Annotated in this window: 22 protein-coding genes, 2 tRNA genes and 2 rRNA genes; 12 read left to right on the forward strand and 14 right to left on the reverse strand. The window is 63.3% G+C overall.

Features of this window, described 5'->3' with window-relative positions:
- Positions 1 to 157 precede the first annotated feature (157 nt).
- Together NDI89_RS09410 and NDI89_RS09415 are read left to right on the forward strand one after the other, a co-directional pair.
- The gene (locus NDI89_RS09410; protein ID WP_277521274.1) at positions 158 to 451 is read left to right on the forward strand and encodes a DUF7577 domain-containing protein; all 294 of its coding nucleotides are present in this window, start codon (positions 158 to 160) and stop codon (positions 449 to 451) included.
- Positions 452 to 832: 381 nt separating this feature from the next.
- Entirely contained in the window at positions 833 to 1438 is a 606-nt protein-coding gene (locus NDI89_RS09415) for a beta-class carbonic anhydrase (RefSeq protein ID WP_277521275.1), read from the forward strand.
- Positions 1439 to 1542: 104 nt separating this feature from the next.
- On the opposite strand, the gene NDI89_RS09420 is transcribed toward NDI89_RS09415, so the two are convergent.
- The 3 genes from NDI89_RS09420 to NDI89_RS09430 all read right to left on the reverse strand — a co-directional run bounded on the left by NDI89_RS09420 (position 1543) and on the right by NDI89_RS09430 (position 3467).
- Positions 1543 to 2184: a class I SAM-dependent methyltransferase gene (locus NDI89_RS09420; protein WP_277521276.1), complete on the reverse strand. Its 642-nt coding sequence runs from the start codon at positions 2182 to 2184 to the stop codon at positions 1543 to 1545.
- Between the two features lie 191 nt (positions 2185 to 2375).
- Positions 2376 to 3116, reverse strand: a complete 741-nt coding sequence (locus NDI89_RS09425; protein ID WP_277521277.1) for a DUF2071 domain-containing protein — start codon at positions 3114 to 3116, stop codon at positions 2376 to 2378.
- 277 nt (positions 3117 to 3393) lie between these two features.
- Positions 3394 to 3467, reverse strand: a tRNA-Phe gene (locus tag NDI89_RS09430).
- A gap of 219 nt (positions 3468 to 3686) precedes the next feature.
- Here NDI89_RS09430 and NDI89_RS09435 point away from each other — a divergent pair.
- A complete protein-coding gene (locus tag NDI89_RS09435) occupies positions 3687 to 4133 on the forward strand; it encodes a DUF7344 domain-containing protein (RefSeq protein WP_277521278.1) in 447 nt (148 codons plus the stop codon).
- Between the two features lie 204 nt (positions 4134 to 4337).
- Here the strand turns inward: NDI89_RS09435 and NDI89_RS09440 are convergent.
- Positions 4338 to 4411 (reverse strand) — tRNA-Val (locus NDI89_RS09440).
- A 62-nt stretch (positions 4412 to 4473) separates the two neighbouring features.
- Here NDI89_RS09440 and NDI89_RS09445 point away from each other — a divergent pair.
- Complete coding sequence (locus tag NDI89_RS09445; protein ID WP_277521280.1) at positions 4474 to 5109, forward strand: DUF192 domain-containing protein; 636 nt, start codon at positions 4474 to 4476, stop codon at positions 5107 to 5109.
- A 33-nt stretch (positions 5110 to 5142) separates the two neighbouring features.
- Positions 5143 to 7080, forward strand: a complete 1938-nt coding sequence (locus NDI89_RS09450) for an ABC transporter ATP-binding protein (RefSeq protein WP_277521281.1) — start codon at positions 5143 to 5145, stop codon at positions 7078 to 7080.
- 20 nt (positions 7081 to 7100) lie between these two features.
- Here NDI89_RS09450 and NDI89_RS09455 read toward each other — a convergent pair whose 3' ends face one another.
- The gene (locus NDI89_RS09455) at positions 7101 to 7445 is read right to left on the reverse strand and encodes a DUF5789 family protein (protein ID WP_277521282.1); all 345 of its coding nucleotides are present in this window, start codon (positions 7443 to 7445) and stop codon (positions 7101 to 7103) included.
- A gap of 129 nt (positions 7446 to 7574) precedes the next feature.
- On the opposite strand from NDI89_RS09455, the gene NDI89_RS09460 reads away from it, so the two are divergent.
- Entirely contained in the window at positions 7575 to 8312 is a 738-nt protein-coding gene (locus tag NDI89_RS09460) for a creatininase family protein (RefSeq protein WP_277521283.1), read from the forward strand.
- A gap of 72 nt (positions 8313 to 8384) precedes the next feature.
- Here NDI89_RS09460 and NDI89_RS09465 read toward each other — a convergent pair whose 3' ends face one another.
- Together NDI89_RS09465 and NDI89_RS09470 are read right to left on the reverse strand one after the other, a co-directional pair.
- Positions 8385 to 8867: a DUF5790 family protein gene (locus NDI89_RS09465; protein WP_277521284.1), complete on the reverse strand. Its 483-nt coding sequence runs from the start codon at positions 8865 to 8867 to the stop codon at positions 8385 to 8387.
- A gap of 179 nt (positions 8868 to 9046) precedes the next feature.
- Entirely contained in the window at positions 9047 to 9844 is a 798-nt protein-coding gene (locus NDI89_RS09470) for a sulfite exporter TauE/SafE family protein (protein WP_277521285.1), read from the reverse strand.
- A gap of 110 nt (positions 9845 to 9954) precedes the next feature.
- On the opposite strand from NDI89_RS09470, the gene NDI89_RS09475 reads away from it, so the two are divergent.
- Positions 9955 to 10350, forward strand: coding sequence for a CopG family ribbon-helix-helix protein (locus tag NDI89_RS09475; RefSeq protein WP_277521286.1), 396 nt, complete (start codon positions 9955 to 9957; stop codon positions 10348 to 10350).
- Positions 10351 to 10387: 37 nt separating this feature from the next.
- On the opposite strand, the gene NDI89_RS09480 is transcribed toward NDI89_RS09475, so the two are convergent.
- The gene (locus NDI89_RS09480; RefSeq protein ID WP_277521318.1) at positions 10388 to 10753 is read right to left on the reverse strand and encodes a dihydroneopterin aldolase family protein; all 366 of its coding nucleotides are present in this window, start codon (positions 10751 to 10753) and stop codon (positions 10388 to 10390) included.
- Positions 10754 to 11203: 450 nt separating this feature from the next.
- On the opposite strand from NDI89_RS09480, the gene azf reads away from it, so the two are divergent.
- On the forward strand, positions 11204 to 11977 hold the full coding sequence (gene azf / locus NDI89_RS09485; RefSeq protein ID WP_277521287.1) for an NAD-dependent glucose-6-phosphate dehydrogenase Azf: 774 nt from the start codon (positions 11204 to 11206) through the stop codon (positions 11975 to 11977).
- Between the two features lie 96 nt (positions 11978 to 12073).
- Entirely contained in the window at positions 12074 to 13045 is a 972-nt protein-coding gene (locus NDI89_RS09490) for an aldo/keto reductase (RefSeq protein ID WP_277521288.1), read from the forward strand.
- A 24-nt stretch (positions 13046 to 13069) separates the two neighbouring features.
- Here the strand turns inward: NDI89_RS09490 and NDI89_RS09495 are convergent, their stop codons facing one another.
- The 4 genes from NDI89_RS09495 to NDI89_RS09510 form a co-directional block, all read right to left on the reverse strand.
- A complete protein-coding gene (locus NDI89_RS09495) occupies positions 13070 to 13942 on the reverse strand; it encodes an LLM class F420-dependent oxidoreductase (protein WP_277521289.1) in 873 nt (290 codons plus the stop codon).
- 68 nt (positions 13943 to 14010) lie between these two features.
- Positions 14011 to 14625, reverse strand: coding sequence for a DUF309 domain-containing protein (locus NDI89_RS09500; RefSeq protein ID WP_277521290.1), 615 nt, complete (start codon positions 14623 to 14625; stop codon positions 14011 to 14013).
- A gap of 222 nt (positions 14626 to 14847) precedes the next feature.
- The gene (locus tag NDI89_RS09505) at positions 14848 to 15945 is read right to left on the reverse strand and encodes an aminopeptidase (protein WP_277521291.1); all 1098 of its coding nucleotides are present in this window, start codon (positions 15943 to 15945) and stop codon (positions 14848 to 14850) included.
- A gap of 92 nt (positions 15946 to 16037) precedes the next feature.
- Positions 16038 to 16763, reverse strand: coding sequence for a queuosine precursor transporter (locus NDI89_RS09510; protein ID WP_277521292.1), 726 nt, complete (start codon positions 16761 to 16763; stop codon positions 16038 to 16040).
- A gap of 446 nt (positions 16764 to 17209) precedes the next feature.
- Here NDI89_RS09510 and NDI89_RS09515 point away from each other — a divergent pair, with 446 nt between their 5' ends.
- From NDI89_RS09515 to NDI89_RS09525, 3 genes are all read left to right on the forward strand, one after another.
- Positions 17210 to 17404 (forward strand): cold-shock protein, encoded by a 195-nt coding sequence (locus tag NDI89_RS09515; RefSeq protein WP_006187181.1) that lies wholly within the window; start codon positions 17210 to 17212, stop codon positions 17402 to 17404.
- 379 nt (positions 17405 to 17783) lie between these two features.
- Positions 17784 to 18059, forward strand: a complete 276-nt coding sequence (locus NDI89_RS09520) for a helix-turn-helix transcriptional regulator (protein WP_277521293.1) — start codon at positions 17784 to 17786, stop codon at positions 18057 to 18059.
- Positions 18060 to 18617: 558 nt separating this feature from the next.
- Positions 18618 to 19964, forward strand: a complete 1347-nt coding sequence (locus NDI89_RS09525; protein ID WP_277521294.1) for a ribonuclease J — start codon at positions 18618 to 18620, stop codon at positions 19962 to 19964.
- Positions 19965 to 20082: 118 nt separating this feature from the next.
- Here the strand turns inward: NDI89_RS09525 and rrf (NDI89_RS09530) are convergent.
- Both rrf (NDI89_RS09530) and rrf (NDI89_RS09535) read right to left on the reverse strand, forming a co-directional pair.
- Positions 20083 to 20204 (reverse strand): 5S ribosomal RNA (gene rrf, locus NDI89_RS09530).
- 69 nt (positions 20205 to 20273) lie between these two features.
- Positions 20274 to 20395 (reverse strand): 5S ribosomal RNA (gene rrf / locus NDI89_RS09535).
- Positions 20396 to 20454 lie beyond the last annotated feature (59 nt).

Consider the following 20454-nt stretch of genomic DNA (forward strand, 5'->3'; position numbering starts at 1 on the left):
GGTTCCGAGGGATTTGCCGGAAACCGAGGGAGCGCGGCTCTCGTCGCTGTCGGTCCCGACGAATCGGATAGTCTTCAGTTGCAACTCCATACTGCCACAGGTATGTAGTATGGAAACACCCCACAGTGAATAAATAAACGCGGATCCAAGATACCGTGTGGTAGCGCTCGAACAATTTTACACCGCGCTGATCGCCGTCCTCCTACTCATCGCGTTAGGGGTCACCGTTCCGGTTCTCGGACGGATCGTCCGGGACGGCCTCGAGCGACGGCGCAAACGACAGGCCGGGGAACTCGAACGCTATACCGAAGACGAGGAGTACGACCGAGCTGCCCGTACCCTCAGACCGGACGACGATCCAGCGGCGAACGGCCGTGTGACGTGTCGCGAGTGTGGGACGAGGAACGATCCCGCGTTTACGTACTGTCGTCGCTGTACGACCCCCCTGTGAATCGCGGATTCGAACGACCGCGAAAGCACGCGGCTCGGAACCGAAGCCAAGCGGACGACCCGTCCGACGGATCGCGCAGTACTACCGCCGTGGAGATCCCCGTAATCCGCGACGAACGGCGTACTCGAGCCCGCCTTCCGGCGTCTGATCCAGTCGGACTTCCCCGTCCAGTCGTTCCAAACGCGTCGGAATCAGCGGAGCATCGATCCGCCAGTGTCGAACGCTCGCTCGTCGACCGGAACGCCTGCACCGAGGACGCTCGACCGAACCGAGGACAGTCCACGAATACGAGAAGCGGAAGCATTCTCCGCACCTTCCCGATAACGGTAATCGAGATGGTGACCGGTACCGTTCAGGTGCTGGCACCCGATACTGTAACCGATGTCCGAGGACCACTCCGACCACGACCACCACCACGAGCGAGTCGACGAGAGCGTCGACGACCGCGAGACCTGGGCCCGCCGTCGTCGCGAGGGCGTCCCGACGAACGAGAACCTCCTCGTCGTCGCCTGCATGGACGAGCGGATCCCCGTCGAGGACGCGCTGGGCATCGAGCTCGGCGACGCGCAGGTGTTCCGAAACGCCGGCGGAAAAGTAACCGACGACGTCGTCCGCTCGGCCGCACTGACGACGAACTTTTTCGACACCGACGAGATCATCGTCATCAACCACACCGACTGTGGCATGATGAGCGCGCCCGACGACGCCGTCCGGGACGGACTCGAGGCGCAGACCGGCGGTCTCGAGGATGCGGATCTCGATCCGTCGCTCCCCGAGTTGACCATCGGGGACGCCGACGTGATGGACTGGGTGAAGATGACGGACGACATCGACGAGGCCTGTGCGGCACAGGTGGAGTACCTCCGCGAGTCGTCGTTCATCCCGGACGACGTGACCGTGACGGGATACGTCTACGAGGTCGAATCGGGCGAACTCCGCCGGCCCGGCGACCGCGTCGGAGAAGAGATCAGCGAGCGACGAGTGTAAGCCCGATCGTTCCGTCAGCGTCCTGTCGACGCGTGCCACGAACGGATCGAAACCCTCCGCGCCGAAGCACGGGCGCGTCGCGACCCCGTGCGGCACAGTCTCGATTATTCGCTCGGGGTCGCGGTACCCCGAGCGAACTCCCGAACCGGCCAGTAGCCGATCGTCGGACGATCGAATTCCGCCAGCGCCAGGTGTTCAGATCTCTCTATTAGCGGCCGGAGTCGACGGTTCAGATGGCAGTTGCCCCCGATCCGTCGCCACAGCGGTGTCAGCAGATCCTGACTCCGTCCGATCGGGCCGTCGGACCGGACGTGGTCCAGAAACCGGAACTCGCCGTCGTCTCGCAGCACGCGAGCGATCTCCGCCAGCATCGGCTCCATCGACGGCACCGAACAGAACACGCCGCATTCGACGACGTAGTCGAACGCGTCCGTCTCGTAGGGTAACGACTCCCCGCGCCCGCTAACCAGCGCCATATCCACGGTGCTGTCCGCGATCGTCTCGCGAGCGCGCTGCCGCATCGTCGGATCCGGCTCGAGGCCGTGGAGACTCGCCCCGTGCTCGAGCGAGTTCTCGTAGTACGGGATCATCGACCCCGTTCCGAGGCCGATTTCCAGGATCCGCCCCTCGAGCCCCGCCGCCAGATATTCCCGATGGTTCGGTGCCTGCACCCGCTCGAAGTACCACTGTACCGGATCGTACAGCGCAGCGACGACGGGATGGAACTCGATATCTCCCCCAGACATATTCCCTATCCGGACACGTTCGTAGATATACAAATGCGTTCGGGTGCGCCGTTTTCGACCGGCTTCGTTTCTCCCCGTTTCCAGCTGCGTAGCGTCGTGACTCGAGCGGGTTCCCGATCGCAACCGGCCCTCACCCTCCGAATTCGGCCGTCACCGAGGCGATGGTAAAACCACCAGCGGTTCCGCCTCCACTACGCAGTTTCGGGTGTCGATATCGACCGCCGCGCCCGCCACTCGTGACCGATATCACGCATCAACAGCGCAGTATCGAACGTGACTCCGTCGGCCGGAATTTCTGTCTCGAAAAAGCTCGCGTGGACGTCCTCGACGGCGAGGGGTGTCACGTGCCACTCGTCGGTGGCGAGCTCGATACCGTTCAACTGCGTGCCGTCCGGCGACGGACAGTAGCCGATGCCACCGCACTCGTGATACGCGGACGCGGCCGAGACGTCCGGAAAAATACTGTCTTCGGGAACCCTGTCCGTCTCGGTAGCTGAGACCGACATACTGACGCCGTCCGTCTCGTGTTCCATCCGAAGCTCGTAGCGACCGCCGCCTTCCGTGACGGTAAAGTCCGCGTGGAAGTGTCGACCGAAGGTGCGTGAACCGACGAGACTGTTCAACCGTGACGAGGTATCCCGCCGCGGCACGTACACGCCCGTCTTCGTCGCACCGTCTTCGTCCCATTCGACACCGATTCGATGGGCCGCGTTCTCGGAGGTGACCCCTACTGCCGCGGGGAGCCCACGCAATCGCATCTCCCGCAGCCGAATACAGCAGATGCCGCCGATGGCTCGAGGACCGTCGGGCCCCGCGACAGTGCGGGGGCGAAACCGATCGGGAAGAACCGACTCGAGCGCTTCGGGGGGAATCCGGAAATTTACGAGGACGCGCCGGTCGATGACGCCACGAAGCGTAGGCGGCCAGTACACGGACGCCAGTAGTGTAACCAGCCCAATAACCGTTCGGTTAAAACGGAACTCTCGATAGCTGTTCGGATTGACCTCGGCGAGCAGGTTCAGGTCGCTCGCGTCCCGGTCGGCGCCTCGCTCCGACTGCTCGAGCGATGGCTGACCCCTCCCTAGCTGGGACTCGTCCGGTTCACTCCGTTCGGATCGCGTTCTCACCGCTCACGATGTTGTTCGCGGCAGAAATGGAACCTCCCGTGTTCTGTACTCGTGGCCCGCAGTGTTGCTCGCTACAGAAGTATGCCGCCTCCCGGATTTGAACCGGGGACAGCTCGATCTTCAGTCGAGTGCTCTCCCAGTCTGAGCTAAGGCGGCTCACTTCCTTCTCCGTCCATGGTATAAAAAAGGATTTCGAATCGGGATCGTCGTTCCGCCCCGCTTACACGACCCCACACCACGATTCGGTAGTTCGAGTACATCAAGAATAACCAATAACGAAGCCAATACACGCAACTCCATGCGAGATTACCGCTGTCTGTTGGAATTATAGATATTCAAGACACCCTTTTGCGCCCTGGGGGGTAATATCGTGTTATGGAAGCCCTTACCTCGAGTCAAGAGGCGCAAGAACTCGACGCCGACACGATCCTCGAGTTGCTGGCGAACCGCCGCCGGCGGTACCTCCTCTACGCGTTGCGCGGACGGGAGGATCCGATCGAACTCTCGACGTTAGCGGAGACGGTCGCAGGGTGGGAACACGACGTTCCGCCCGACGAGGTCGCGAAAAACGAGTACAAGAGCGTCTACGTCTCGTCGGTTCAGTGCCACGTCCCGAAACTGGACGATGCAGGCGTCGTCGATCACGACGAAGACAACCACACCGTCGTCCTCGCGGACAGCTTCGAGCAACTCGAGCCGTACCTGCGGGTCGTCGTCGAGGACGAGCCCGAAAACTCGACGCTGCACGCGGCCTTGCAGACCGACTCGGGAGACGGGTTCCTCGGCCAGATTCGGGAGAACGTCGCCCGACTCAAGCAGTGACTACTCGCGGTGCGGACCGGCGTAGCGGCGATAGTAACTGATTATCGGACTCGAGGTTTCGGTCATCGCCCTGACTGATCCCGTTTCTCTTTCGGCCCTGCTCGAGGGCATCGTGCGAGAGGACGTGTTCCGTCGTTGCGCGCTCGTCTATTTCGAACCGCTCTCGCATACATTTCTCTGGCTCGCTGTCGTTCGCCAGAGAAATGGGCTCGGGCGGGTTCGAACCACCGACCTCGGCCTTGTAAAGGCCGCGTCATGACCAGCTAGACCACGAGCCCGTATCCGGACCGAGACGGTCCGTCCGAATAACCTTTACTCTCTGGCAGTGGAGGAATCGTCCATGGCACTCGAGTACGTATGGAAGGGGCTCCTCGTGATTGCCGCCCTCTCCATCGTCGGCGTCGTCCTCGTTCAGGCCGGAGTCGTCTCTGCACCGTGGGGGCCCGACAGCGGAGAAGTCCGCATCTCCGATGGTGGGTCCGACGGGTCTGCCACCGAAACCGACGAGCCGAAGGCCGTCGTCGACGTCGAGATCGCGGATGACAACAACGAACGCTACACCGGACTGAGCGACCACGACTCCCTCGAGCCCGGCGACGGGATGTTGTTCGTCTACGACGAGGAACAGGACCTGACCTTCGTGATGCGAGAGATGGACTTCGACATCGATATCATCTACATCGGCGCGGACGGCGAGATCACGTCGATCCATCACGCCCGCGCACCTCGTCCGGGCGAGGACGGCGAAACCCTCCAGTATCCCGGCCGCGGGAAGTGGGTCCTCGAAGTGCCACGCGGCTATTCGAACGAGACGGGCATCGAAGTCGGTGACCAGGTCGAAATCGACCTCCAGTCGAACCGAACCACCATCACGAGTGTCAGCCCCGGCGGGTTCGATCGAGTCGTCACGCCGGAGGGTCCCGACGCGGGCCCGCGAGAAGCCATCGCAGCGGGACCTCGTTCGATTCGTCGGTAATCCTTATTGCCGGCGATCCCTGACCTCAGGTCAATGAGTAGCGCCGACTGGGAGGAGGACGACCCGTTCGAGGAACAGCGGGAGGAGATCGAGAACCCGATGAAGCGGCTGTTCCTCGAGTACGGATCGAACTACACGGGTGCCGCGGTCATCGGCGTCATCGCGAGCTTCTTTGCCCGAATCCTGGACCTGCTCCCGGCGCTCATGCTGGGGGTCGCGATCGACGCGGTGATCCGCCGAGACATCGGGTACGTGGAGGCGTTCCCGATCGGCGGCGGGCTCGTCGCTCCCGTCGTCCCCGACGGCCGACTGGCCCAGTTCTGGCTGACGATCGGCATCATCGCCGGCGCCTTTCTCTGCTCGGCGGTCTTCCACTGGACCCGAAACTGGGGGTTCAACACCTTCGCCCAGAACGTTCAACACGACATCCGGACCGACACCTACGACGAGATGCAGCGCCTGGACATGGGCTTCTTCGCCGACAAACAGACCGGCGAGATGATGTCGATCCTCTCGAACGACGTCAACCGCCTCGAGAAGTTCCTCAACGACGGGATGAACTCCCTCTTTCGGCTGCTCGTGATGGTGGTCGGCATCGGCGGCCTGTTGCTCGCGATCAACTGGCAACTGGCGCTCGTGGCGCTCCTGCCGGTGCCGCTGATCGCCGTCTTCACCTATCTCTTCATTCAGACTATCCAGCCCAAGTACGCCCAGGTCCGTTCGACCGTCGGCAAGGTCAACTCCCGACTCGAGAATAACCTCGGCGGGATTCAGGTCATCAAATCCAGTACGACCGAGTCCTACGAGTCCGAACGGGTCGAAGGGGTCTCCCGGGAGTACTTCGACGCCAACTGGGGCGCGATTCGAACGCGGATCAAGTTCTTCCCCGGGCTGCGCGTGCTCGCGGGGATCGGCTTCGTCATCACCTTCCTCGTCGGCGGACTCTGGGTCATCGAGGGGCCGCCCGGCCCGTTCTCGGGCGAGTTGAGTACCGGGATGTTCGTCGTCTTCATCCTCTACACGCAGCGGTTCATCTGGCCCATGGCCCAGTTCGGGCAGATCATCAACATGTACCAGCGGGCTCGCGCCTCGAGCGCCCGCATCTTCGGGCTGATGGACGAACCCAACCGGGTCGGGGAGGAGCCCGACGCGCCGGATCTCGAGGTGACCGAGGGCCGCGTCGAGTACGACGACGTCTCCTTCGGCTACGACGAGGAGACGATCCTCGAGGACATCGACTTCACCGTCGCGGGCGGCGAGACGCTCGCACTGGTCGGCCCCACCGGTGCCGGCAAGTCGACGGTACTCAAGCTCCTCCTGCGGATGTACGACGTCGACGAGGGCGAGATCCGGGTCGACGGCCAGCGGATTCGGGACGTGACGCTCCGGAGTCTCCGCGAGTCGCTGGGCTACGTCAGTCAGGACACCTTCCTCTTCTACGGTAGCGTCGAGGAGAACATCAAATACGGCACCTTCGACGCCGATCGCGAGGACGTGATCGAGGCCGCGAAGATGGCCGAGGCTCACGACTTCATCACCAACCTGCCGGAGGGGTACGACACCGAGGTCGGCGAGCGCGGCGTCAAGCTCTCCGGCGGCCAGCGTCAACGGCTCTCCATCGCCCGCGCGATCCTCAAAGACCCCGACATCCTCGTCCTCGACGAGGCGACCAGCGACGTCGACACCGAGACGGAAATGCTCATCCAGCGTTCGATCGACGAGCTCGCCGAGGACCGAACTACGTTCGCCATCGCGCACCGACTCTCGACGATCAAGGACGCCGATCAGGTGCTCGTCCTCGAGGGCGGCGAGATCGTCGAACGCGGGACCCACGACGAGCTGCTCGCGAACGGCGGCCTCTACTCCCACCTCTGGGGCGTCCAGGCCGGCGAGATCGACGAGCTTCCCGAGGAGTTCATCCAACGCGCACAGCGCCGACAGGCGCGGACGGAAGTCGGCGACGACGACTGAAGCCAGAATCGACGGCCGTCTCAGAACGATTCCTGTTCGCGCTGTCCCTCCTGGTCCGGCGCGCCCTCGTCCTGTCTGTCCTCGCCCGCCGCGGGCGGCGTGCGATCGCTGTAGTTCTTCCGCCCGATCGCCTCGTCGCCGACCATATTCATAATCGCCTGCTCGACCTCGCCGTAGTCCCGGTACTCGTCTTCGTTCAGCGGACCGATGAGATCCTCGAGCGTCGTCGTATTGCCGCTCATCTCGATCGTTTCCTCGCCGTGTTCCTCGAGGAGTTCGTCGTGACCGATCGGATACGCTTGCTTCTCGAGTTTCTCCTGCAGGTCACCGAGTTCGACGCCCTGCTCGCGACTGTCGTCTGGCATACTCGGAGGTCGGTCACGCAGCGGAAACCGGTTGGCCCTGCGCTCGCCACCGGCGCGGGGCCGACCATACGTGGGCCACCACCCGGTCCCACCGCGGGTTTCATGACCGCACGGCCGGGACACTCCGCCATGGACCTCACAACCGCGACGTGGACGGACGTTCGCGACCTCGAGACGGACCTCGCGGTCGTCCCCGTCGGGAGCACGGAACAGCACGGTCCGCACGCTCCCCTGGGAACGGACGTACTAACCGCCGAGGCGGTCGCCGACGCCGGTGTCGAGCGGGTCGACCGCGAGGTCGTTCGCGCGCCGGCGATCTCGGTCGGGATCGCCGAGGAGCACCGCCAGTTCCCCGGGACGATGTGGGTCTCCGAAGACACCTTTCGGGACTACGTCGGCGAGGCCGTCGCGAGCCTCGCCCACCACGGGTTCGACCGTATCGTCCTCGTCAACGGGCACGGCGGCAACGTCGACGCTCTCCGAGAGATCGGCGGGCGACTCACGCGGGACGGCGACGCCTACGTCGTCCCCTTCACCTGGTTCGAAAGCGTCGGCGACCACACCGCCGACATGGGCCACGGCGGCCCCCTCGAGACGGCGCTCCTGCGCCACTGCGAGCCCGACTCGATTCGCGAGGATCGGATCGACGACGCTCGAGCCGGCGCTGCCGACGGCTGGGGAGAGTGGACGAGTCACGTCAATATGGCCTACGACGCGGCGGAATTTACGGAAAACGGGGTCGTCGGCGACCCCGCCGAGGGCGACGCCGAGCGAGGCGAGGAACTGTTCGAGATCGCGTCCGATGCGCTGGCTCGGCTGCTCGAAGCGGTGGCCGAACGCGACGTGTCACGGCCCGAGGACCGATAGCGGCCGATAGTGGTTCGTGCGGCGTTCGACCGCAGCCGCTCGACCCGCCGACAGCGAGACGGGATCGACCGGTTACTCCTCGTCCTCGTCCTCATCCGGTTCGTCGACTTCGTCCGATGCGTCGGCCTCGTCCGCATCGTCCGCCGCGTCCGGCTCATCCCCAGGGCCGGCGTCCTGAAGCGTTCCGCGAAGCGCCGGGATCGTCGACGTGAGCTCGCCGACCTGTTCGCCGGCTTCCGAAATGTCCGTGATGGCCGCCTCGAGGTCGGCGATCTCTTCCTCGAGATCGTCGGCGTCGTCGAAGGCGTCGGCGCGCTGGCCCATCGTGAACCACTTCTTCGCGTCGCGGAGGTTCTCCTCGGCGTCGCCGGCCTCGAGCGCCGAGTTGAGTCCATTGAGGACGCCCAGCACGTTGTCGGCGTCGGTGTCCCAGATATCGTCGGCGTCGGGAAGCGCAGCCCAGGCGTCCGCGAGCGAGGATTCGACGTCCTCGCGCATCTCGTTGGCCGCTTCCCCGAACAGTTCCTCGTCGTCGCCGAGCGTCGCTTGGCTCATGTCACCGTCTTCACGGGCGTCGAGGTTAAAAGGTAGCCCGAAAGTGAAAGTGAAATTAGCCGGGAGCGGATCGATATCCGTCGAACGGCGGCCAGATTTCGAAAGGAACGTCCTCGGTCGAGTACCGATCGTCGACCAGTCGGGAGCCGCGTCTCGAGCGGTAGTAGCGACGGGTCGCGTCAGAAGAGTCCGAAAAGGAACCCGCTTCCCATGACGACGAGAACGACGGCGGAGACGAGCGGCAGATACGGCGTGTATCTTTCGACCGTCTCCTCGAAATGGTGATAGCCCGCGATCAGTGCCATCGTGAGACCGACGATGCCGACGACGACCGTGATCGCGTACGCGCTCATCAGTTCGAGACACCGGTTCGATCCGGCACAGAGCGCGATGATCTCGAACTCCTCCTCGTGTGCGAACCCCAGGACGAACGCGACCCAGGCGATGCCGAGCAAGCCGCGATCGGCGGCCTCCTCGAGGTCGTCGGTCGAATGCGAATGCGAGTGTGAGTGGGAATCGCCACCGGCGAACGGGACGAATCCTGATAGCCGAGCGAGAACACCTCTCTCCGAGTGGGACTCGTTGTGCTCGTGGTCTCGATCCGCACGAGCGTGTGTCTCGCCCGCGTGCGAGTGGCCGTGGAAATATTCCCGAATTCCGAGGGCGATGAGGGCGATCCCGGCGACGATACTGACCGGCCCGCCGATCCGAACGCCGCCGAGAACGGTGAGCGGTTCGTTGACCTGCGCGAGGTCGAAGTACGACTTGGCGTAGAAGAACGCGCCGACCATCGCGATGCTGCTGATCAGGTGGCCGATCCCGATGAGGAGACTCGCTGCCAGCCCGTATATCCACTTGTTAGCCTGATCCAGGGCGTACGCGGCGGCGATCGGCCACCCGTGACCCGGCTCGATACCGTGAACCGCCCCGAGTGCGATCGCGCCGAGGAGCAGCCCGGACACGTCCGTCCCGATCATGGATAATTGCGTGTTTGTGTATCAGAAACAGCCGCTATAGGGGTTGTTAATACCGAAACGGGGGAACGATCATACGAGATCTCTTGTATCGGTACGACGAACCCGTTCGTATGCGAACGAGTTTCAATATTCCCGACGAGATCGTCGAGGAGTTCGACCGCGTCTGGGCCGACGAAGGAATCGAGAACCGCTCGCGGGCAGTGCGAGAGGCGATGTCGGAGTACATCGAATCGCACTCGAGGCTCGAGGAACGGGCCGGCGAGATCGTCGCGCTCGTCGGCTTCGACTATCGCCACCACGAGGTGATCGGCGAACTCCACGCCGTCCAGCACGACTATCAGGACGTGATCCAGAGCACGAGCCACACCCATCAGGGCGAGTGGTGTCTCGAGTCGCTGTTCTGCCGCGGGGACGCCGAACAGGTGCGCGAACTGACCTACCGGCTCCGGGATTTCGACGGCGTGCAGCGAGTCAAGGTGATGGTCATTCGCGATCCGAGTCCGTAGCGCCTCCCGTCCGATACGGGGATCGGTCGACGGTCGGCTACGCCCGGTCGCGAACGGACTCGAGTCGCATCAGCGGATAGCTGTCCTCCATTTCCATCCGCGTGACCACCTCGCGGCCCTCGTAGTCGACGACGATCTCGACGTCGAGGAACCGGCCCGTCAGTTCGGTGTAGTCGGCCGTCGACTCCGCGAGCGCGGCCTCGAGTTCGTCGATCCGAACGTCGACGGACACCTCGGTACAGTGAGGTTGATTTTCGATCGATTCCTCCATCGCCGTCTCGAGACTCGGCGCGCTGTCGGGCGAAACGGGCGTGCCCGCGAACTGGTGGTAGAGCGAGCCGAACTTGATGCCCGCCTCGAAGCAGGCGGCTTCGGCGTCCGTGGGTGCCGTGTCCGGTGACATGTGCGAGTGCTCGAGTGCGGTGGGCAAGGGGATTGCGATGCGATCGAGGATCGTGATCGACACGTTGGGTTCTCGCAACGACGAGCGTTCTGCGTCCACTGGCAGCACGGAATCGCCACGCCCTCCCCAACCCATTTCGTCTCGCTGGCGCGAAGCGCCCGTTCGCACGGTTCGCGGGACCGACGGTCCCGCGTATTCTTTCACTCCTACACCGGAAGACGCGAAGCGTCTTCCGAGCAGTCGCTCGTTGTACTCGCGACGACCACGCACAGTTTCGAGTCGTGGCTCACCGTCGGCTCGCCGCGACTCAGCGCGCGCCACGGCATAGCGGACTATCGGTCGAGAACGATCCGTGAGTGTCGTCGAGCCTCCGAGAGGCGCGTGCCACCACCGCCCGTACCGATGCGGAACCGCATGGTACTTATCGACGCTTTCCCTTCCACCGAACGAATGGCACAGTCAGTCCTGCTCACGGGGGCTGCGGGGCGGGTCGGAGAGGCCATCCTCGAGGGCCTCGCTGAGGAGCACGAGTGGCGGTTACTGGACCGCGACCCGCCGACGGAGGACCAGCCGGGTGAGTTCGTCGTCGCGGATATCACCGACGAGGACGCCGTCCGCGAGGCGATGGAGGAGATCGACGTCGTCGTCCACCTCGCGGGCGACCCCCGCCCCGAAGCGCCGTGGGACAGCGTCTTGACCAACAACATCGACGGCACGCAGACCGTTTTCGAGGCCGCGGTCGACGCGGGCGTCGAGAAAGTCGTCTTCGCCTCGTCGAACCACGCCGTCGGAAACTACGAGACCGACGATCGGACGCCGGACATGTACCGCGAACACGACGAGTATCTGCTCGACGGCACCGAGCTCCCCCGACCAAGCAACCTCTACGGCGTCTCGAAGGCCGCCGGCGAGACGCTGGGCCGCTACTACCACGACGAACACGACATCTCGGTCGTCTGCGTCCGTATCGGCAACCTCACCGAAGGCCACCCGCCGATCGACTACGAACGCGGGCAGGCGATGTGGCTCTCCTACCGGGACTGTGCGCACCTGTTCGATCGCTGTATCCGCGCCGACTACGACTACGAGATCGTCTACGGCATCTCCGACAACGACCGGAAGTACTACTCGCTCGAGCGCGCCCGCGACGCGCTCGGGTACGACCCGCGGGACAACTCCGCGTACTACGACGGCGAGGACCGGGTCGTCGAACCGGATCCCTGATAACAGGGGTGTGCCTGCGACGCCGGAGCAGCCGAGAGCCGGCAACCGGCTCGGTCGAGCCGCGATATTTTGTCGCCGGCCGTCGCAACTGGTTCCATGGAGTACACGACGCTCGGATCGACCGGCATGAAAGTCAGCCGCATCTGTCTCGGCGGCATGAGCTTCGGTACCGGCAGGGAGTGGATGCTCGAGCCCGAGGAGAGCAAAGAGCTCATCGAGCGCGCGATCGATCTCGGAATCAACTTTTTCGACACGGCGAACGTCTACTCCACGGGTGAATCCGAGGAGATTCTAGGTGACGCACTCGCTGGTTACGACCGGGATTCGCAGGTCGTCGCGACGAAGGTCTTCGCCGAGATGGATCCCGACAATCCGAACGCGAGCGGCCTCTCCCGCAAAGCCATCGAGCAGGAACTCGAGGCGAGCCTCGACCGGCTGGGGATGGACACGATCGACCTCTATCAGACCCACCGATGGGACTACGACACGCCGATCGAGGAGACCCTCCGCGCCCTCGACGACGCGGTCCGGCGCGGACAGGTGCGCTACGTCGGCACCTCCTCGATGTGGGCCCACCAGTTCGCCGAGGCGCTGCACACCAGCGAGGCGCTCGGACTCGAGCGCTTCGCGACGATGCAGGACCACTACAACGTCCTCTACCGCGAGGAGGAGCGGGAGATGTTACCGCTGTGCGACAGGGAGGAGATCGGCGTGATTCCGTGGTCGCCGCTGGCCCGCGGCGTCGCGACTCGACCCCACGAGGAGATCGACTCGACGACGCGCGGCCAGACCGACCAGTATCTCGCACAGATGTCGTACCTCCAGGGCGGCGGCGAGGAGATCAACGAACGCGTTCAGGAGCTCGCCGCCGAAAAGGGCGTCTCGATGGGACAGATATCCCTCGCCTGGCTGTTGCACAAAGAGTGGGTCGACGCCCCGATCGTCGGGACGACCAGCATCGAGCACCTCGAGGACGCCGTGGAGGCACTCGAGATCGACCTCTCCGACTCGGACATGGAATACCTCGAGGAACCCTACGAACCGCTGCCGGTCGCGGGCCACGAGTGAGCGTCGGCTGCCGGCGAAATCTCCTCAAAACAGATCGGTTTCTGCCAGCACTTCGGCGACTCGTTCGACGTGAGCCGCGTGCTCCTCCCCCTCGAGTCCCTGGTACATCGTCGTGATCGAGAGGTAGTCCGCGCCGAGATCGCGCCAGGCCTGCGCGCGGTCGATCCACTCGTCTTCCTCGTCGGGAACGGCGTACATGCGGCCGCCGAGTCCGATCTCGTCGGGGTCGCGGCCGGCGTCCTCGGCGTACTCGGAGAGGTCCGCGAGGTGGGCCTCGGCCTCGTCGCCGGGCTGAAACTGGGGTAACCAGCCGTCCGCGATGCGGGCGACGCGGCGCTTGACCGGTTCGGCCATGCCGCCCATCCAGATCGGAATCGGCTGCTGAACCGGCAGCGGTCGGATACCGGCGTCCGGAATCTCGTGGAACTCGCCCTCGAACTCGACGAGGTCGTCCGTCCAGAGACGTCGCAGGACGTCCACCTGTTCCTCGATGCGCCGCCCTCGCCGCGAGAACGCCTCGCCGAGCGCGACGTACTCGGGTTCGTTCCAGCCGACGCCGACCCCCATGCGGAACCGGCCGTCGGTGAACCGATCCAGCTGTGCGGCCTGCTTCGCGACGAGCGCGGTCTGGCGCTGCGGGAGTACCAGAATGCCAGTCATGAAGGTCAGCTCATCGGTCTGGCCGGCGAGATAGGAGTAGGTGGTCAGGGGTTCGTGAAACGTACTCTCGTAGTCGTAGGGGCCGTCCCAGTCCTCCCGATCCGGGTTCACGCCGAGGACGTGATCGTACGCCAGCACGTGTTCGTACCCCGATCCCTCGACCCGTCGGGCGTAGTCGGCTATCGTCTCCGGGTCGTGACCGATCTCGAGTTGGGGAAGTACGGTACCGATTTCCATACACCGCCTTCGACCGGGTCGAACTTGAAAATGTAGCCGTCGCTGAAGCTACGGCGATCGGACGGCAGTCAGAACAGTCCCTCCACGTCCTCTTCGCGGGCCCGCCGTCTTCCGACGTGGTCCATCAATCGCTGGGCGATGATCCCGCGGTTCTCGTCCTCGCGGACGAAATCGAACAGGAGGGTGATGAAGACGCTGTCGTCCTCGCCGTCCTCGAGATCCTGCCGTGCGTACCGCCGTGCTCGAGCGACCGGCTCGTCGTCGTAGCCGAACTCCTCGGCGAGGACGACCGCCGCGATCGACGTCGCCTCGAAATCGAGCGACGGCAGCGTCGGCACACTGCCCTCGTGTTCGATCCGCACCGGCGGCCGGCGCTCGAGGAGTTCGGGATCCGCCGCGAGTCGAGACAGGAACGACCGAACCGGATCGAGTCGAAGGTCGCGGTAGTCGGCGGGGAGACCAGCGAGGTACTCACCGGCGCTTTCCGCGAGCCCGACGGCCCCTTCCCAGTTGCGCTCGCGGGCATGGAACACGGCAGCGCTGTACTGGATCAAGCCGTGAAGCAGCCGCTCGTCGTCGCCCCCCGACTCGAGTTCGAGCCAGCGGTCCTCCCAGGCGTCGTGGGCGGCGTGGTAGTAGCCGTCGTTGAAGACGGCTGCCCCCGCCCGAAGCCGATCGCGCATAGCCGTCGTTGGTGCTCGAGGCTCGAGAACGTGACGAAAACGGTGAGTGCCGGATATCCTGCAGGCGGCGACCGGACCCACGGGATGCGAGTGAGACCGGACGGCCACGGACGAGTACCCGACGGAGTCCGGTGTTCGAGGGTTCGTTCGGCGTGTGGTCTTACCGCGTCTCGGCGGTCGAAAACCAGATCGTCTCTTCTCCACCGCTGCTCGAGGGCGGTGTTACGCTTCGAATCCGTCCTCGAACCGAAATGTGCCGTTGCGTTGGACGACTTCTCCGTCGATCTCGAGGCGGGAGTCCTCGCTGACGTCGGTTATCAGGTCGACGTGGACGGCCGACTCGTTGCCGGACTCGCCGTCCGGCAGACAGGCGTCGTAGGCCCGTCCGAGCGCCAGATGAACGGTATCGCCCATCTTCTCGTCGAAGAGGATGTTGTCCGTGTAGCGATCGATTCCGCGATTCATCCCGAGACCGAGTTCGCCGAGTCGACGCGCCCCCTCGTCCGTCTCGAGGATCTCGCCGATCACGTCCTCACCCGCTTCGGCGTCGTACCCGACGACCTCGCCGTCGGCGAACTCGAGGCGCACGTTCCGGACGGATTCGCCGCGCAACGTCATCGGCACGTCGAAGGTCACCTCGCCCTCGGTCGCGTAGGGCGCGGTGAAGACCTCACCGCTCGGCAGGTTGTGGGAGTCGTAGGCGACCGAGGCGGCACTGTTGACTGCCGTCCGACCCTCGATCTGCATTGTGAGGTCGGTGTCGTTCGAAACGAGCCGCACCTCCGAGCCGTCGTCGAGCAGTTCCTTGAGTCGGGCCATCTCGTCGGCCAGCGCTTCCCAGTCCCTGAGGATGGCGTCGTAGGCGAACGCCTGGTACTCCTCGTAGGCCATGTTGGCCTGCTGGGCCAGCGAGCGCGTCGGGTGGACCGTCGAAACCCAGCGGGTCCCCAGTCGGGTCTCGCGGATCTCGCTTCTGGCGTTGTTGTACGACCGTCGCTGCTCCCCCGGGACGTCTGCGGTCGCACTCGTGTTCCGCCCGCCACCGAGCGAGAGGTAGACATCCGCGTTCTCGACCAGTGCGAGTTCGTGGGCCGGGTTCTCGTCGAACTCGCCGTCGTGAGCCCGGAGGTAGGCCCGCGTGATCTCTCCCGAACCGTAGGTCGCGAGGAGGTTGGCACCCCGCTCACCGAGTTTCTCGGCGACGGCGACCGCCAGTTCGTGAGCGTCCGGCCCCACCGAGCAAACGACGTCGTCGCCCGCTTCGACGCGAGCGCTCCAGTCGACCAGTACCGCGGCGTGTTCGCGTACGCGCTCGTCCATACGCCTCCCTCTCGAGCGGGCTACTAAACGCTCCCCGTTCGGAACGCGGCGACGAGGACCTGCTCGCGGAGGCCGTCCCGAGACGCGGCGAATCAGGCAGTCGGTGCGTCGTCAGTGACCAGTCCCTCGCGCGAGCGCACGACCGAGACGATCGCGTAGACGATCGGCGTGTCGAGGACGGCGATCGCGAGCTTCAGCAGGTACTGGCCGACCATCAACGAGAGGATGACCGGCGTCGGAAGCACGACACCGACGCCGAGGACGGCGGGCGCGATGGCGAACGCGACCGAGACGAAGATGACGGTATCGATCGCCTGACTGCTCGCCGTCGACGCGATATTGCGAAGCCAGAGCTTCTCGGCCCCGGTGTACTCCCGAATGCGGTGGAACACGATCACGTCCCAGTTCTGGCTGACGAGATAGGCCAGCAGGCTCCCGAGAACCACGTTCGTCGACGCGCCGAGCACCGTCTCGAACGCGCCGGGATCGACGCTCGAGGCGGCGGCCGGCGCAGCGATCGTCGACCAGACGAGCGCGAGGACGACGAAGTTGAGGACGAACCCCACGTTGACGACGACCTGACCCGCTCGACGGCCGTAGAGCTCGGTATAGCAATCGCTCGCGAGGAACGTCAACGCGTACGCGAGTGCCGCACCTGGCAACGCGAGCCGTGCGCCCGCGACCGGGAGCGCGAACGGGAGTTCGAACGCCAGTACCTTCGACGCGGTCAACTGCGCCGTCACGAGCGCCGTCACGAAGAGACCGATCAGCGCGACCTGTGCGACTGTCGGTCCGGTGTGAGACTGCCGCTGACTCATACCGGCGCGTACCGATCGGATCCACCTAAACGATGCTATTCCGCTATTACTCGAGGAAGATCACTCACCGTGGTACTTGTTATCGAGTCATACACGGGTTGTGGCCGCCGAATCGCCCTCGAAACGGTTGCGGCCAGCTCGCGGATCGTTCTGGACGAACGGTCGATTGAAAATGAGCAGTATTCGAGAGTAGCGACTCACCCTTGCCCGTTTTCGCCCCACAATAGGAGGAGGTGTCTCGACGTCGAACCAGCGACTGTCCCGCCTGAAGGGGGTAGCAGGTAGAACCGCCCGCTAAGCTTTGTCGATAGACGAACAAGCGCTGACCTGGCGACAACACGGGATTCTGGACAGCAACCGTCGTATTTCCCGCTCGAATTGTTTCCTTTCGACATATTATCTATAACACAACTGTTATACGTATCCCGGGCCTCGATTGAATTGCAATGGCGAAAGGAAACGTTGATTTCTTCAACGACACAGGCGGCTACGGTTTCATTGAGACGGACGACGCAGACGATGACGTTTTCTTCCACATGGAAGACGTTGGCGGTCCGGACCTCGAAGAAGGCACAGACATCGAATTCGATATTGAACAGGCCCCCAAGGGCCCCCGCGCCACCAACGTCACCCGCCTGTAACACGGCTTTTTACGTTCGGTAACGGGTTTCACATATCACTATCATTTTTCGAGACGCTCCCTAACTGCCAGCGAGAGCCGTGTCGAACGGACACGACGACACCGGCCCCTCGAGAGTGACGCCACTCGCTGTCCGCGTGTCGCCCTCGAGTATCGAGTGAATACGCCATCACTCTCCCCCATCCGCCTCGCGCGTTTGCCGGTAGAGATACCGAGCCGGTTGGTAACGACGCGAATTCATCGAACGTAGGCAGTCGTTACTAACCGAAACGACAGATGGTATCACGATTATCTCAGTTAGCTTCGATGAACGTACCGGAAACAGTTGATACGAAATCGATAACAAATAGTCGGGTTCCCGTCCGTCCACGCGATACGAAATGGACGATTTGACAGGGTTTCAGCGTGACCTTCTGTACGTGATCGCAGGGGCCGATCAACCGTCGGGTCAGGACGTCAAAGACGAAGTCGAGACGTATTACAATAGTGAGATCAATCACGGACGATTGTATCCGAATCTCGATACGCTGGTCAACAAGGATCTCGTCGAAAAGGGACAGCTCGACCGACGGACCAACTACTACGAGATCAGTGATCGCGGCCAACAGGCTATCGAAGAACGTCGACAGTGGGAACAGCAGTATATCGAAACGTGAATCACTGTCTCGCCGTCCCGTGAGCCGCCACTGCTAGCCGCCTCACGAACAGCCGATACCGCAATACGGTCGGCGACAAGAGCGGTATTTCCCCCACCGATCAGCCTCGCAGACGCCCGAGCGGCGACGCCCCTGGTACAAATCGTCACCCCTTCGAACGCGTGACCTCACAGTCGCACTCGATGTGATTCCGGAGCCGAACACTGTTCGCTACTAACAGACTAGCCGCGGAAACGAGTCGCACACTAGTCGCAACGCCGTCACGCGATTCGATGTGCAGTAACCGCCGCGGCGACGATAGTGACTGGAAGCCACTGGGGACGGTCCCTCGAGGCATCCCGATTCGTTGCCTTCACTCTGAAACCCAGAACTACTTACGTCGGGAGAGTCGTTGATTCACTAACCGAAATAGGCGCTGTCCCTGGCACAGTTGGGACTGGCCTTCGATTCGACCCACCGAGGACGTGATCGAAGCCGTACTCACGTCGGAAGACGTCTCTCCCAGCAGCCCCTCCGGCTGCACGACTGTCCACGGGACTGCTATGATCGGCCCTACCCATGGAAATTGAAATTGCGACAATTGGCGGTTACGAGGAAGTCGGGCGACAGATGACGGCTGTCCGCGCCGGTGACGACATTGTGATCTTCGATATGGGGCTCAACCTGTCGAAGGTCCTCATTCACGACAACATCCGAACCGAAGGGATGCACAGTCTCGACCTGATCGATATGGGTGCCATCCCGGACGATCGGATCATGAGCGACCTCGAGGGAGACGTCAAAGCGATCGTCCCCACCCACGGCCACCTCGACCACATCGGTGCGATCAGCAAACTCGCACACCGATACGACGCACCCATCGTCGCGACGCCGTTCACGATCGAGCTGGTTCAGGGAGAACTCGAGGAAGAAGGCAAGTTCAACACCGACAACGAACTCGTCAAGATGGACGCCGGCGAAACGATGTCGATCGGCGACACCGGCGCAGTCGAGCTCGAGTTCGTCAACGTCACGCACTCGATCGTCCAGGCGATCAACCCCGTTCTCCACACCCCCGAAGGTGCCGTCGTCTACGGCCTCGACAAACGGATGGATCACACGCCCGTCATCGGCGACCCGATCGACATGGAGCGATTCCGTGAAATCGGCCGCGAAGGCGAGGGCGTCCTCTGTTACATCGAGGACTGTACCAACGCGAACAAGAAGGGACGTACACCCTCCGAAAACGTCGCCCGCGAACACCTCCGGGACGTTCTCTACAGCATGGAGGACTACGACGGCGGCATCGTCGCGACCACCTTCTCGAGCCACATCGCCCGCGTCAAATCGCTGATCGAATTCGCTCGCGACATCGATCGGACGCCGATCCTTCTCGGGCGCTCGATGGAGACGTACTCCGGGACCGCGAAACAGGTCGGGATCGACTTCCCCTCCGACGTCGAGATGGTCGGGTACCGCCAATCCATCGAACAGACGTTCGAGCGCATCATGAACGAAGGCAAGGAGAACTTCCTGCCCGTCGTCACCGGCCATCAGGGTGAGCCTCGCGCAACGCTCACGCGAATGGGCCGCGGCGAAACGCCCTATGAGCTGGAAGACGGCGACAAGGTCGTCTTCTCGGCTCGCGTGATTCCGGAGCCGACGAACGAGGGTCAACGCTATCAGGCCGAAAAGCTACTCCGCATGCAGGGTGCACGCATCTACGACGACATCCACGTCTCCGGTCACCTCTGTCAGGAAGGCCACTACGAAATGCTCGATGCACTGCAACCCGAGCATATCATCCCGGCCCATCAGGACATGAGCGGATTCTCGGGGTACGTCGAACTGGCATCCAACCGTGGCTACAAACTCGGACGCGATCTGCACGTTACCTCGAACGGTAACGTCATCGAGCTGGTCTAAGCCACAGCGACCGCGGTTTTCGCCGTCCGTAGATCTCGGATAGTAATTGATCTATTCCCGGTAGTAAATAAATACGAAAACCCCACACAGCAACTGCTGTGTGGGGTTTGAATATGAGTAGGAGCGGCGAATCGGATTTCCCAGAGGCTCGCGCACTCCAGTACTGACCGACACGTAGGCGAGCTTATCTTCCGTGTTCGGGATGGGTACGGGAGGTACCTCGCCACTATGGCCGCTGTAATGCCGACCGGCGGAATCGAACCGCCGTCAGACCACGATCGGTCGCTCGACCGTATGGGCCGATATGAGTGGTGGCGGCGAATCGGGGTTCCCAGAGGGTCGCCCACTCCAGTACTGACCGACACGCAGGCGAGCTTATCTTCCGTGTTCGGGATGGGTACGGGAGGGACCTCGCCGCTGTGGCCGCCGTAACGCCGATCAACGGAATCGAACCGTTGTCATGCCAATATCGGTTGGTGTGTCTAAGACC

This window comes from Natrinema salsiterrestre (genome assembly GCF_029502005.1).
In the GTDB taxonomy this organism is placed as follows: Archaea; Halobacteriota; Halobacteria; order Halobacteriales; family Natrialbaceae; genus Natrinema; species Natrinema salsiterrestre.